This window comes from Paenarthrobacter aurescens (assembly GCF_025421775.1).
GTDB lineage: Bacteria > Actinomycetota > Actinomycetes > Actinomycetales > Micrococcaceae > Arthrobacter > Arthrobacter aurescens_B.
Window position 1 is genome coordinate 577,969 of the sequence record NZ_JAOEFX010000001.1, and the last position, 12,629, is coordinate 590,597.

Annotated in this window: 12 protein-coding genes and 1 pseudogene; 9 read left to right on the forward strand and 4 right to left on the reverse strand. The window is 63.0% G+C overall.

Annotated features, from left to right (window positions below):
* Positions 1–25: 25 nt before the first annotated feature.
* Positions 26–1,276: an FAD-dependent oxidoreductase gene (locus N7568_RS02730; RefSeq protein WP_261608369.1), complete on the reverse strand. Its 1,251-nt coding sequence runs from the start codon at positions 1,274–1,276 to the stop codon at positions 26–28.
* Positions 1,269–2,573: an MFS transporter gene (locus tag N7568_RS02735; protein ID WP_261608370.1), complete on the reverse strand. Its 1,305-nt coding sequence runs from the start codon at positions 2,571–2,573 to the stop codon at positions 1,269–1,271. The genes N7568_RS02730 and N7568_RS02735 overlap by 8 nt, the downstream gene beginning before the upstream one ends.
* Positions 2,574–2,621: 48 nt before the next feature.
* Here N7568_RS02735 and N7568_RS02740 point away from each other — a divergent pair, with 48 nt between their 5' ends.
* The 5 genes and pseudogenes from N7568_RS02740 to N7568_RS02760 all read left to right on the forward strand — a co-directional run bounded on the left by N7568_RS02740 (position 2,622) and on the right by N7568_RS02760 (position 7,197).
* Positions 2,622–3,461 carry an IclR family transcriptional regulator gene (locus N7568_RS02740; RefSeq protein ID WP_261608371.1) on the forward strand — a complete coding sequence of 280 codons (840 nt, stop codon included), beginning with the start codon at positions 2,622–2,624 and terminating at the stop codon, positions 3,459–3,461.
* A 190-nt stretch (positions 3,462–3,651) separates the two neighbouring features.
* Positions 3,652–4,779: a cupin domain-containing protein gene (locus tag N7568_RS02745; protein ID WP_261608372.1), complete on the forward strand. Its 1,128-nt coding sequence runs from the start codon at positions 3,652–3,654 to the stop codon at positions 4,777–4,779.
* Positions 4,780–5,603: pseudogene (locus N7568_RS02750) on the forward strand (fumarylacetoacetate hydrolase family protein).
* Positions 5,603–6,367: a maleylpyruvate isomerase family mycothiol-dependent enzyme gene (locus tag N7568_RS02755; protein ID WP_261608373.1), complete on the forward strand. Its 765-nt coding sequence runs from the start codon at positions 5,603–5,605 to the stop codon at positions 6,365–6,367. Before N7568_RS02750 ends, N7568_RS02755 begins: the two are co-directional and overlap by 1 nt.
* Positions 6,368–6,468: 101 nt before the next feature.
* Positions 6,469–7,197 (forward strand): hypothetical protein, encoded by a 729-nt coding sequence (locus tag N7568_RS02760; RefSeq protein WP_261608374.1) that lies wholly within the window; start codon positions 6,469–6,471, stop codon positions 7,195–7,197.
* Between the two features lie 24 nt (positions 7,198–7,221).
* Here N7568_RS02760 and N7568_RS02765 read toward each other — a convergent pair whose 3' ends face one another.
* Positions 7,222–7,479, reverse strand: coding sequence for a DUF1801 domain-containing protein (locus tag N7568_RS02765; protein WP_261608494.1), 258 nt, complete (start codon positions 7,477–7,479; stop codon positions 7,222–7,224).
* A 114-nt stretch (positions 7,480–7,593) separates the two neighbouring features.
* On the opposite strand from N7568_RS02765, the gene N7568_RS02770 reads away from it, so the two are divergent.
* From N7568_RS02770 to N7568_RS02785, 4 genes are all read left to right on the forward strand, one after another.
* Complete coding sequence (locus tag N7568_RS02770; RefSeq protein WP_261608375.1) at positions 7,594–7,974, forward strand: bleomycin resistance protein; 381 nt, start codon at positions 7,594–7,596, stop codon at positions 7,972–7,974.
* 105 nt (positions 7,975–8,079) lie between these two features.
* On the forward strand, positions 8,080–9,279 hold the full coding sequence (locus N7568_RS02775; RefSeq protein WP_261608376.1) for a pyridoxal phosphate-dependent aminotransferase: 1,200 nt from the start codon (positions 8,080–8,082) through the stop codon (positions 9,277–9,279).
* A complete protein-coding gene (locus N7568_RS02780) occupies positions 9,276–10,235 on the forward strand; it encodes a 2-hydroxyacid dehydrogenase (RefSeq protein ID WP_261608377.1) in 960 nt (319 codons plus the stop codon). The genes N7568_RS02775 and N7568_RS02780 overlap by 4 nt, the downstream gene beginning before the upstream one ends.
* Before the next feature lie 213 nt (positions 10,236–10,448).
* The gene (locus tag N7568_RS02785; protein WP_261608378.1) at positions 10,449–11,012 is read left to right on the forward strand and encodes a dihydrofolate reductase family protein; all 564 of its coding nucleotides are present in this window, start codon (positions 10,449–10,451) and stop codon (positions 11,010–11,012) included.
* Between the two features lie 77 nt (positions 11,013–11,089).
* Here the strand turns inward: N7568_RS02785 and N7568_RS02790 are convergent, their stop codons facing one another.
* Positions 11,090–12,619 (reverse strand): CotH kinase family protein, encoded by a 1,530-nt coding sequence (locus tag N7568_RS02790; RefSeq protein ID WP_261608379.1) that lies wholly within the window; start codon positions 12,617–12,619, stop codon positions 11,090–11,092.
* Between the last annotated feature and the right edge of the window lie 10 nt (positions 12,620–12,629).

Sequence of the window (12,629 nt, forward strand, 5' to 3'; positions counted from 1 at the left end):
CGGCAGGCGGCTTGAGCGCGCAGCGTCACGCTGGCAGCTGGCTGGCAACCCGGGGCGCCTCCGGCGCCGGCAATCCCTCCCCTGTCTGGCCGTAGAGCCAATCGTTGTACTGAAAGTCGTTATCCTTGCGGCTCTTGAAGAGCAGATTGCGCAGCGTCCGGCCCAATCCGGAGACATGCCAGGATTCACCCCAGACGCGGGCGGTGCGCTGGACCCTCGCGGTACGTGCGGCGCGGGCGGAGTTGAAAGCGGCCAAGGCCTCGTCCCAAGCAGCGGGGTTGATGCCGTCGGTTGTGAAGACGGTGCCCGCGGTGACGTCCTGCAGCACGGCCGCGTCCTCCAGGGCCTGGCAAGCGCCCTGTGCGAGGTACTGGAGCATGGGATGGGCGGCATCGCCCATGAGGACCATGCGCCCGGCAACCCAGTCCTCAACCGGATCGCGATCATACATGGGCCAGCGGATCCCGGTGGCGAGGTTCGCAAGCGCGGACTGCACCGCCGGGACGCAATCCTTATAGGCGGCCTGCAGCTCGTCAACTCCCCCGTATTGCTCTTCACCGCGCTCAAAGGACGGAGATTTGAAAACAGCCACAGTATTCAGCAGTTCACCTTTGCGCAGCGGGTACTGCACCAGGTGGCAGTCAGGGCCGAGGTAGACCACAACGTCTTCGAGGTCCGTGGCAGGGGTCTCTGATGTGATGGGAACGGTTCCCCGGTACGCCACATACGCAGAGGAAACGGGTTCATCTGATGCCACCAGCGGGCGAAGCGTGGACTTCAGGCCGTCGGCGCCAATAACGACGTCCGCTTCATAATCCACGCCGGCTTCTGTATGAACTATTCCCCGGCCGTTCACGGTTTCCACGCCGTTCACCATGACATCGTTGATCAGCTTAACCCCGGCAGCTTCACATCCCTCAAGGAGCACACGGTGCAAGTCACTGCGGTGAATCACCACATAAGGGGCGCCGTAGCGTTCGGCAAACTCCCCGCCGAGCGACTGACGCGTAAGCTCTTCGCCGGTGATGGCATCGCGGAACACCAGGTGCTTGGGCTGGACGCCGATGTCGAGTGCTTTCTCCAGCAGCCCCCATCTCTTCAAAATGCGCGAGGCATTCGGTGCCATCTGCAGGCCGGCACCCACCTCACCGAACTCGGGCGCCCGCTCCACGAGCGTGACGTTGGCACCGTTTTCGCGGAGGGCCAAGGCTCCGGCGAGGCCGGCCATGCCCCCTCCCACAACCAGAACGTCGGTGGAATCAGGGTATTCAGACATTGTTTGCTCCTTGCGGGACTTTGGTGGTGATTTTGACTGCGACGCCGGCCAGCAGCAAAGCTGCGATTGCGGCCGCTCCAGCGAACGCGAGGAAGTTGGAGTTGACGCCCATCCCGGCAGCCAGCAACAAGCCACCCACCTGGGGTGCTATGACGGCTCCGATGCGGCCAGTGCCCAGCGCCCATCCGAGGGCGGTCCCCCGCAAATGGTCGGGGTAGTGGCTGGCGACGGCAGCGATGATGAGGCACTGCGTGCCGTGGGTTCCGACGCCGGCAAGCACCAGGGCGAGATAGACGACGCTGACGGGCGGACTGACCAGGAGAACGGCAAGTCCGACGGCGGCGACGGCGGCTGCCGCTATCGCCGTCGGAATTGGACCGAAGCGTGTGCCCGCCCAGGCCGTAATGACCGATCCGGCAACGGCACCAAGGTTCAGTGCGAGTGCGAAGGTCAGCGCCGAGCCCAGGTTGTAGCCCGCCAGCTGCATCAGGTTGGGTAACCATGTGCCCAGGCCATACCAAGCGAACAGGGTGGCTATGGTGGCAAGGGCAAAGAGGATGCTGATGCCCAGGTAGGGTGCGCGGAGCAAGCTGCGGAAACCTGCGGAGTTCTTGGACTGACCACTCTTCATGGACCCTGGCGTCAGCGTCTCCGGAATGTACTTCAAACCCAGCGGCACCACGATGACCAACGCCAGCACGGCCACCAGGAACATGGCCTGCCATCCGAAGGCGGGAATGAGCGGGATGCCCACCAGGGCGGCGAGGGATCCACCGATGGGGACACCGGACATCATGAGCGTGGCAATGGTGGACCGCCACTTGGTGGGAACCAGCTCCGCGACCAATGCGTTCGCCGAAGGCACCAAACCTCCGAGTCCGATGCCGGCGAGCAGCCGCAGAGCACCGAACACGGCCGCGTTGGGAGCGAACGCACAGAGGATGGTGAAGACCGAAAAGAGGATCGCGCAACCGAGGATGGTTTTGCGCCGCCCCCAGGAATCGGCCATGCGACCGGCAAAAATGGCTCCGATCATCATGCCGAGGAACGCCATGGAGCCAATGGTCCCTGCGGTTGCCTTGGTCAGGCCCCAGCCGGTTTCAGCAATCAGGGAAGCCTGGACGGTGCCGTACACAATGAGGTCGTAGCCGTCGAAGACCACCAGCAGCCAGCACACCAGCACGGCGAGTGCCGAGCGTTTGGAGAACCGCGGAGAGCTGCTGCCTGCGGGAACATCAACGGTGCCGGTTCCGGAGGATGACCCTTGCGACGCTGCAGCGGGAAGTGTGTGATTCATCCCACCACTGTCAGATGAAGAGTACTCGGGGGGCCATATAATTCTGTTGTGCAGAACAGCCCAGCGTCACAACCAAGCCGGAAACCAGACCCCACCCGGAAACCAGCGCAGAAGCGGCCCACGTATTCCATCGAAGCCGTGGACAACGCCCTGCAGCTCCTCCAACTCCTCCGCGATGGCGGCGCACTCCGCCTCAAGGACGCGGCGGCAGAGCTTGGTGTCGCGCCCTCCACTGCCCACCGACTGCTGGCGATGCTGGTGTACCGGGGCTTTGCCGTGCAGGACGAGAACCGCCGATACGTTCCTGGCCCTGCCATGGGAGTTGGCCCGGCGGGACTAAGCTGGACCCGGCAACTGCGCGACCTCGCCCAACCCCATATGGAACTCTTATCCTCGCGTCTGGATGAGACTGTCAACCTCATGGTCCGGGTGGGCACCAAAGTCCGCTTCCTCGCCACCGTGGAAGGCAGCAATGTACTCCGGATCGGTGATAGGCAAGGGACTGTCATGCGGGCCGATAAGACGTCCGGCGGCAAAGCGATGCTGGCCGAACTCGAACCCGGCATGATCGAGCAACTGTTCCGGGGCCACAATGCGGAGATCGGCGGCGACACGATCCAGGCTTCTGACTACCCGGCCTTTCTGCGCGAGCTGGACAGCATCCGGGGAAACGGATTCGCTGCCAATTTTGAGGGTACGGAGGAGGGCGTCAGCGCACTCGGGATGGCGCTCCACAACCGGCACGGGCAGGTGGTTGGCGCACTCAGTGTCGCCACTCCAGCCACGCGCTTCCGTAAGGTGTTCGACGCCGGTTTGGTGGCTACCTTGCGTGCAACCTGCCGCCAGCTGGAAGTGGACATCGCGGCCAACCCGGCCGAAGGAGCCTAGGTGGCCTCACAACGCACCACCTCCGCGTTGCGAGGCCCGCTCTGCGCCCCATTCACGCACCTTTCCGCGCATAACGGACCCCGCAACGCACTCTAGAATTCTGTACAGCAGAAATTCCTCTGACTCCCGGCGGGCCATCCATAGGGTCGAACTACGCCAAAAACTGTTCGCACCCTATCGAGGAGTCCCCGTGTCCATCAGCGCCGAGAACCCAACTCATGAATCTGTGGCCGCCGCGCATGTTGTGCCGGAGCCGACTGCGGAGGAAGCTGCCCAGTTGGAGCAGCTCTATAAGGATTTCGATCGGGAGAACTTGATCCCGTTGTGGACGGAGATCGGTGATCTGATGCCGATGGTTCCCACGCCGAAGGCCGTCCCGCATGTGTGGCGCTGGAACGATTTGTACCCGTTGGCCGCACGCGCCGGTGATCTTGTTCCTGTAGGGCGCGGTGGGGAACGGCGGGCCATTGCCCTGGCCAACCCGGGCCTGGCTGGTACGCCGTATGCCACTCCGACGTTGTGGGCTGCGATCCAGTACCTGGGCCCGCACGAGGTTGCTCCGGAGCACCGGCATTCCCAGAACGCGTTCCGTTTCGTCGTCGAAGGTGAAGGTGTGTGGACGGTGGTGAACGGGGATCCGGTGGCGATGCGCCGTGGTGATTTCCTGTTGACCCCGGGCTGGAACTTCCACGGCCACCACAATGACACTGACCAGCCCATGGCCTGGATCGACGGGCTGGACATCCCGTTCGTGCATTATGCCGATGCCGGGTTCTTCGAGTTCGGCACCGAACGTGTCACTGACGAAGCGACCCCGGACATCTCCCGTTCCGAACGGCTCTGGGCCCACCCCGGCCTCCGCCCACTGTCCGGGCTGGATGACACCACCAATTCCCCCATCGCTGCCTATCGCTGGGAACACACCGACGCAGCCCTGCGTGAGCAGTTGTTGCTGGAGGACGAAGGCCACCCGGCCACGGTGTCCCAGGGCCACGCCGCCATCCGGTACTCGAACCCGACCACCGGCGGGGACGTCATGCCCACCATCCGGGCCGAGTTCCACCGACTCCGGCCCGGCGCCACCACCGAACCGCTCCGCGAGGTTGGTTCCAGTGTCTGGCAGGTCTTCGAGGGCACCGGCACGGTGGTGATCAACGGCGACACCAAACAGCTGGCCAAGGGCGACTTGTTCGTGGTCCCGTCCTGGCAGGAATGGTCCCTGCACGCGGACACGGAATTCGATCTGTTCCGTTTCAGCGACGCCCCCATCTTTGAACGACTGAACTTCAACCGCAGCTACACCGAAGGACCCAAGTAAATGAGACTCCTGACCATCCGCACCGCTGAAGGAACCAAGGCCGTCCGCCAGGACGGCGGCACCCTGACAGAGATCCCCGGCTTCGCCGATGTCGGCGCCCTGCTGGCGGACCCCGCCTGGGAAACCACCGCGAAGGCGGCCAACGGCGCAACGCACGCCCTCGACGGCGCGGACCTGGCCGCCGTCGTGCCCGCGCCGGGGAAGATCATCTGCGTCGGCCACAACTACCCAACCACATCAAGGAAATGGGCCGGGAAATCCCCGAGCACCCCACCCTGTTCGCGAAGTACACCGAGTCGTTGATCGGCCCGAACGATGACCTCGCCCTGCCGCAGGAATCGGACACCGTGGACTGGGAAGCCGAACTCGCCGTGATCATCGGCAAGAAGGGCCGTCGGATCCCCGAGGCCGACGCGAAAGACCACATCGCCGGGTACGCGGTCCTGAACGACATCAGCATGCGCGACTACCAGTTCCGCACCATCCAGTGGCTCCAGGGCAAAACCTGGGAGAACTCCACCCCGTTCGGCCCGGCCCTGGTCACCCAGGACGAATTCACCGCCGGGCCGCTCATGACCTCCGAGGTGGACGGGGAAATCCAGCAGTCCACCCCCACCGGCGACCTCGTCTTCACCCCCGAATTCCTGGTCTCCTACATCTCCACCATCATCACCCTGAACCCGGGCGACGTGATCGCGACCGGCACCCCCGGCGGCGTCGGCCACGCCCAGGACCCCAAAAGGTACCTGCAGGAAGGCCAGCTCCTGGTCACCAGCATCGAGGGTCTGGGCCAGCTGACCAACCGCGTGGTCAAGGAAGCCTGATGGCAGCCCGCCACGACCTCACCACCGATCCGGGCCTGCAGGAAGACCTCCTGCAGGCCCGGCGGGGCACCGCGTTCTTCGCCCGCAAACTCAACGAACTCACCGATGCAGAGCTCGACGGCGGCACCCTCCTTCCGGACTGGACCCGCCGCCATGTGGTGGCGCACGTGGGATACAACGCCCGCGCGATCGCCCGCTTGGTCGAATGGGCTGCCACTGGTGTTGAAACGCCCATGTATCCCTCTCCCGAGGCCCGGAACCACGAGATCAACTTCGGCGCGACCCTCTCGCCCATCGCGTTGCGGAACCTGTTCGACCATTCCGCCGTGCACCTGTCCGTCGAATGGCGCGATCTCCCGGACGCGAACTGGGCCAACGAAGTCCGCACCGCCCAAGGCAGAACCGTCCCCGCCTCCGAAACAGTGTGGATGCGCACCCGCGAAGTCTGGATCCATGCCGTGGACCTGGACAACGGCGCTAACTTCTCTGACATCCCCGCCCCCGTCCTCGAACGACTACTCAAAGACATCACCGGCGCCTGGAAAACCCGTGGCACCGACACCGGGCTCCTGATCAAGGCGACCAACACTGCCGGAAACGGCGCTGAACTCACGTTTGGCGACACCAGCGCCGCGGACCCGACGATCATCACCGGCCACCTTCCCGCCGTCGTCGAATGGGCCACCGGCCGCGGCACCACGGGCGTCACGGCAACCGGGCCCCACACAAACGGGATCACGCCATCTGCCCCACCATGGATCTAGCCGCCACGACGGGTCCTTGGCGATGAGTTGAAGGTTGCCACACCGGAGGTTTGCCGTACGCTTTGCAGAGTTGCTGCTCTCCTACGCGTGAGGATGACGCCATGTCAGGCGAGATTACCGTTCCCCTGCTGCCTTGCCGGTCCATCGACGAGATCGCGGACTTCTACCAGATGCTCGGCTTTGAGCGGACTTACTGGCAGACGAAGCCCTACCCCTGCGTCGGCCTCCGCCGCGAAGACTTCCAGCTGCAATTCTTCGGGCTGGACGGCTTCGACCCGGAGAGGTCGTACGGCTCCTGTGTGGTCCTGGTGGAAGACACCATGGCGCTTTACGAAGCCTTCGCCGCTGCCATGCGAGCGGTGCACGGCAAGGTGCTCGTCGCCGGCATCCCACGAATGACCAGGCCACGCAAGCGTAAGAACAGCGGCAACGCCACAGGCTTCTCAGTCGTGGACCCCGGCGGCAACTGGATCCGCATCTTCCACAACACCGACGCGGCGGACACTGGCACCGACGAACCTTCAAGCCAGCTTGCGAAAGCAACGCGGAACGCGGTGGTGCTGGGCGACTCCAAGGGCGACACCCGGCAGGCCGCACGGATCCTGGGCAGCGCGCTGAACAAACTCCGCGGCTCTGCGCCGGTCACGGAGCTGGTGGAAGCACTGGTCTATGCCGCCGAGCTCGCGATGCGGCTCGGCGAGCAGGCGCAGGCCGGCGAACTGCTGGCGGAGGTCGCAGCCATCAAGCTCACCGGCGAGCAGCGGGAGAGCCTCAGCGAAGCACTGGCGAACGCAGCCGATCTGGAGCAGGCACGGACCGTCGGGAACTGACTACAATCCCGCCGCCGGGCCGCGTTAGGAGACCGCCTTCTCGACGAGTCCGCGAATCGTGGCCTCTGTCGCTTCATCCAGCGAGGTTATGGTCCATGCGACCGGGTGCATGTGTGCGCCCTCCTCCTGTATGGGATTCACAACTTCACCAAAGCCAAATACTAAGTACTCCTTGTCCGGCTTGATGTAGCAAACATCCTGGCCGTCCTTTACATAGAAGGGCAGTCCCCACCGTACGATCGGCTCCAAGGAGGGGGCGCTCTCCCGGATAATGCTATGCAGGCGCTCTCGTCGGCGACGAGCGCCGGTGCAAGCCTACGACGCCGGGGAAAGGTAGTCGAGGCGAAAATTCGGCGCAGCCCGTTGGCGGCGCAGGGCGTATGCCACCATTGGTCCATGTCCCCTGCCCGTGAGCACGACCTCGCTGTCCCAAATCTCCCCTCCCGGGACTTCGACGCGACCGAACTGTTCTACGGTGCCTTCGGTTTTGTATGCCAGTACCGCGACCAAGGTTGGATGATCCTGACCCGGGCCGGATTGCAACTTGAGTTCTTTCCATTTCCGGACCTTGATCCGTACGCGAGCAACTTCATGTGCTGCCTGCGTGTGGCCGATGTCGATGAGCTGTACGACGCCATACTCCGGACCGGCGTGCCGGTGACCACCGCCGGTATGCCACGCCTCCACCCGGTCCGTAGGCAAACGTGGGGTCTTCGTGCCGGATACCTCATAGACCCCGACGGTACCCAGCTCACCCTGATCGAACAGCGGCCCTGAACAACTCCCCCGGGTCGCAAGCCGTCATGTTTCAGACGCCTTTGATATATTAGTTATGTATTAGATGTCTATGGATGACTCTTAACTCAACGAGGAGTACAAAGCATGCAGCAACTCGCGCATCGACTCGAACGGCTCGGCACCGAAACTGCCTTTAGCGTCGCCCAAGCTGCGGCGGCCTGGAAGGCCAAGGGGAACTTGGTTTATCCCTTCCACCTGGGTGACATCAACATCCCCACGGCACCACATATCGTCGAAGCCATGACCAAGGCAATCGCCGACGGTTACACGGGCTACTGCCCCGGACCGGGCATCCCACAGCTGCGCGAAGCACTCGCAGAGGACATCGGCTCACGCCGTGGCATCAGCCTCTCCCCGGAGAACGTGGTGGTGATGACTGGCGGCAAGCCCGTCATCACGAAGTTCCTCCAAGCAGTCATGAATCCTGGGCAGGAGGTGCTGTACCCGAATCCGGGATTCCCGATCTACGAATCGCAGATCGAATACCTTGGAGGCACCGCCGTACCTTACCGCTACATCCCCACAAGCCAGGGCTTCTCGATCGACCTTGATCAGGTGCGCGCTTCCATCACCCCGAATACCGTCGCGATCATTTACAACGACCTGCAGAACCCCATCTCCGCGGAGTCAACCGAGGCCGAGCGCGAGGCTGTGGCTCAGCTCGCCCAGGAGCACAATCTCTGGGTTCTCTCTGACGAGGCCTACTTCGAGACCCGCTACGAAGGGGTCTCCAGCTCGATCGCCTCGATTCCAGGCATGGCAGAGCGTACCGTCATCCTCTACACGTTCAGCAAGAAGTTCGCTATGACCGGCTCACGACTCGGCTGTGCGGTTGCGCCTCTCGAGATCGCCAAGGTGCTCTGCACGCTCAACACGAACGACGAGTCGTGCACCACGCATTACGTGCAGTGGGCAGGCATCGAAGCGCTCCGAGGAACCCAAGAACCCGTGCAGCAGATGCTCGACGTTCTGCGTGAACGCCGGGATACTGCCTGCGAATTAGGGAATTCCGTCCCTGGAATGCACGTTGCTGTGCCCCAATCCACCTTCTACCTGTTCCCCGACGTCACCGACGTCATGGACAAAATGGGTTACACGGCAGTAGGTGACTTCGCGAGCGACGCACTCTACAAGACCGGCGTCTCCTTCTGCACGCGCGAGCACTTCGGCAGACGTCAACCCGGCGAGGAACGGCAATACATCCGGCTCGCCTACTCAGGCATCGACGTCGCGGACATCCGCGAGGGCCTCGGCCGCCTCCGGGAATGGATCGTGACCGCATGAGCCGCGTCGTCGTCACGGGACGCATCCCCGACACTGCCATTGAAAAGCTCCGCGCCGAACACGAAGTAGATGCCTGGAGTGGCCCGGAGTCCATTCGGCGAGACGAGCTCCTACGCCGGGTCGCCGGGGCCGACGCGATCGTGTCACTGCTCACCGAACGTGTTGATGCTGAACTGCTCGATGCCGCCGGCCCGCAGCTCAAAGTCGTGGCGAACGTCGCTGTGGGATATGACAACATCGATGTCCCCGCCTGTGTGGAACGCGGTGTCGTGGCCACCAACACCCCTGGCGTGCTCACCGACGCCACAGCCGATATTGCCTTCGGACTCATCCTCATGGCCACCCGACGGCTCGCCGAGGGCGAACGACTCATCCGATCTGGCCAAGCATGGAAGTGGGGCATGTTCTTCCTCCTCGGGTCCAGCCTGCAAGGCAAGACGCTGGGCGTCGTCGGAATGGGCGGCATCGGCCAGGCAACGGCTCGACGGGCCAAAGCGTTCGGTATGGAGATCGTGTACCAGTCCCGCAGCGAGTTGGATCCCACGATCGCCGCCGAACTGGACGCCCGGCGCGTCGACCTCGAAGAACTGCTATCCGTCTCCGACGTCGTGTCACTGCACTGCCCCTACGGTCCCGCCACTCATCACTTGATCGGGGCCGAACAACTCGCAACGATGAAGAGCTCGGCATTCCTCGTCAATACCGCACGCGGACCCATCGTGGATGAAGATGCACTTGCCACAGCTCTCCGGGAAGGTTCAATCGCTGGAGCTGGACTGGATGTTTACGAGCACGAACCCCGCGTGCATCCTGGACTACTGGGCTTGGACAATGTTGCGCTGCTGCCCCACCTCGGCTCGGCCACCGTGGAGACCCGCACCGCCATGGCCATGCTCGCAGCCGACAACGCCCTCGCAGTGCTCAGCGGGGAACGACCACCCGCAGCCATCTCGTAGGGCACAATCTGGAACAGTGACTCGTTTGGGGGCGTTCGCATTTCGCGGACGCCTCCGGCAGCTCTCCTGCACGGCACGAAATACTGCTGGGGAAACTGCCGACGGGCTCGTCTGTCTTAGTCTATCGATTTCAACCTGGAGTACAGTCGAGCCATCACTCAACCGCAGGTAATCATCGAGCAGCGCAGATTACCTTCCATGCGAGGAACAGACATGGGCAAAGTAGCTTGGGGATTCACATGCTCCATCGACGGTTTCATCGCTGGGCCTGGACACGACATGAGCTGGTTATCCGATGCCGAACCACTCGACAACGGCACCACGGAGCGGATGGCGGGCGAGGTCGCGGTGATCATTTCCGGCAGGGACGGCTACGACGCCGCTAAAGCCCAACGGGATGAGAGGGATCAGATGACCGCTGAGGCCTATGGCGGCGCCTGGTCCGGCACCGAGTTCATCCTCACCCACCGGCCCGAGGAGATCGCCGACGACCCCACCATCATTGCGCTGAACTGCGACATCGTGGAGGCGGTCCGCCGCGCCCAAGAGATCGCCGGCGATAAGGACGTGCAGATCATCAGCGCCGACATCGCTCGCCAGGCACTGGAGCACGATCTCATCGACGAACTGCAGGTCTTTGTAGCCCCAGTGTTCCTCGGCGACGGTACCCGCATCTTCGATGTCCCGGGAGGGCGCCGCTACGACTGGGAACTCGTCCAGATGTACGACGGCGCAGAGCGCAGTTTTGGGCGGATCTACCGGCCGAAGCGGCGCTAACCTCAGCCGGCCGCCACACGCCGCTCCCCAATATCAAAACCCAGGTCCACCCGGAACTGAGTCAATCAACCCGTGCCTTAGATCTGGTCTTTCAGTGCTGCCGTTCTCTCCTGAATGAAGGTCTTGAGCGTCGCAGCCTGATCGGCGAGTTGGGCCGCCGTCAGGTTGTCGCTGGTAGGAACCGTGGTGGTGATCTCCTGCAAAAGCGCAGCTGCCGTTCCGCTGTCATACAACTGCTCGTAGAGCGCAGCGTAGGCGCTGTGGTAAATAGGTTGGAACGCCGCAGAGGCCAGGAATCTCTCTTTCAGAGCGTTACCCCCCTTGCCTCCACCCATACCCTTGGTGTCGGCCCCAGCCGCGGGATCAGTTCCCGCGTCGGCATTTCGAGGACCAGCCATGTCAGGTGGTGCCCCCGCATTGCCATTCGCAGCAGGGGCCTGCATCCCCCCGGGCCCTTCGCCACCGCCACCTCCCCCTCCGCCGATGGACACCTCCTCATCAGGGGATGCTGTGGCATTGCCCGTCATGGCCAGGTTCAGGTCCCAGGAAATGATGGAGATCTTTTTGGTCTCAAGGTCATACCAGAGGTAGTAATTCTGGCCGGGTCCCGCCATGTCATCACCGTTGACCAGCAGGTTCATCGTGGCTGCATAGCGTGCGAACGAGTCCACATCCACCCAGTTGGCCAACTCGGCGTCGAATTCCTCGTCACTCGCCTCGGAAAGCCACTTAAGGAAATCGACAATCGGCTGGAGATCTTCCGTGTCCTCCCTGTTGAGCTGCTTGAACTGCTCCTCATACTTTGCCAGGTCCTCGCCCCGATAGGTGAAGCTGGATTCTGCATCGGATTTGTAGAGAACGCCGGCGCTGTCAAAGAGGGAGTCTGCATATGTTTCGTCGGGGTTTTCGACCAACAAGCGGGTCTGCGTCGCGCTCCCGTTCACGGAGTATGTGGTGTAGGCATAGCGCTGGGTGACCTGGCCGCTGGCTTCTGTCAGTGCCAGTGCTAACGCCTCGTTCAGAACGGGTGAACCCGGTCGCAGGGACAGTTGCGTCAAACCTTCAAACGTCTGACCGTCAACGTACTTATCGAAATCGATGAGCAGGGGCAGCGATTCCGGAACGTCCGAGGAAATCATAGACGAGGTGCCACCACCGCCGGCCGGCCCTCCGGCGGCCCCACCACTCAGGCTTCGGAGCGTCGAATTGCCCTTGAGCCGCACACCGATGTCAGACACCTGCGTGCCATCAATGGTGATGTCTGCCTTGATCCACTCCTTGGAGCCATCCTTTTCGTAGGCGGCGATCATGCCGGCGTAGGCAGTTTCGTCCCAAACGATGCTGACCTCGTGGGTGGCGTCACCGGCAAAAAAGGTGCTCGCCGCCGTCGTGCTTTGACCGTCCGCCGCGCCCGCGTCCGAACTTTGGGCTGAATTGCTGCTGGTGGCCGCCTGGTTGCCCGTCGCAGTCGCGGCGCATCCGGTCAGACCAAGAGTGATGGCAAGGAAAGACGACGAAACAATGGTGGTGGCGGAACGTTGCATGAACCTGCTGCTTTCAAGCTCGGGGATGGTCCATTCAACGATTCCGGCGGCGCCTGTGTGCATGCTGTGCCAG

What these genes read in the sequence shown, in the direction of transcription:
- N7568_RS02735 (WP_261608370.1), bottom strand. Translation starts at nt 2,573, where the DNA reads ATGAATCACACACTTCCCGCTGCAGCGTCGCAAGGGTCATCCTCCGGA.
- N7568_RS02785 (WP_261608378.1), top strand. Translation starts at nt 10,449, where the DNA reads ATGGGCAAAGTAGCTTGGGGATTCACATGCTCCATCGACGGTTTCATC.
- N7568_RS02775 (WP_261608376.1), top strand. Translation starts at nt 8,080, where the DNA reads ATGCAGCAACTCGCGCATCGACTCGAACGGCTCGGCACCGAAACTGCC.
- N7568_RS02755 (WP_261608373.1), top strand. Translation starts at nt 5,603, where the DNA reads ATGGCAGCCCGCCACGACCTCACCACCGATCCGGGCCTGCAGGAAGAC.
- N7568_RS02780 (WP_261608377.1), top strand. Translation starts at nt 9,276, where the DNA reads ATGAGCCGCGTCGTCGTCACGGGACGCATCCCCGACACTGCCATTGAA.
- N7568_RS02760 (WP_261608374.1), top strand. Translation starts at nt 6,469, where the DNA reads ATGTCAGGCGAGATTACCGTTCCCCTGCTGCCTTGCCGGTCCATCGAC.
- N7568_RS02730 (WP_261608369.1), bottom strand. Translation starts at nt 1,276, where the DNA reads ATGTCTGAATACCCTGATTCCACCGACGTTCTGGTTGTGGGAGGGGGC.
- N7568_RS02790 (WP_261608379.1), bottom strand. Translation starts at nt 12,619, where the DNA reads ATGCACACAGGCGCCGCCGGAATCGTTGAATGGACCATCCCCGAGCTT.
- N7568_RS02770 (WP_261608375.1), top strand. Translation starts at nt 7,594, where the DNA reads ATGTCCCCTGCCCGTGAGCACGACCTCGCTGTCCCAAATCTCCCCTCC.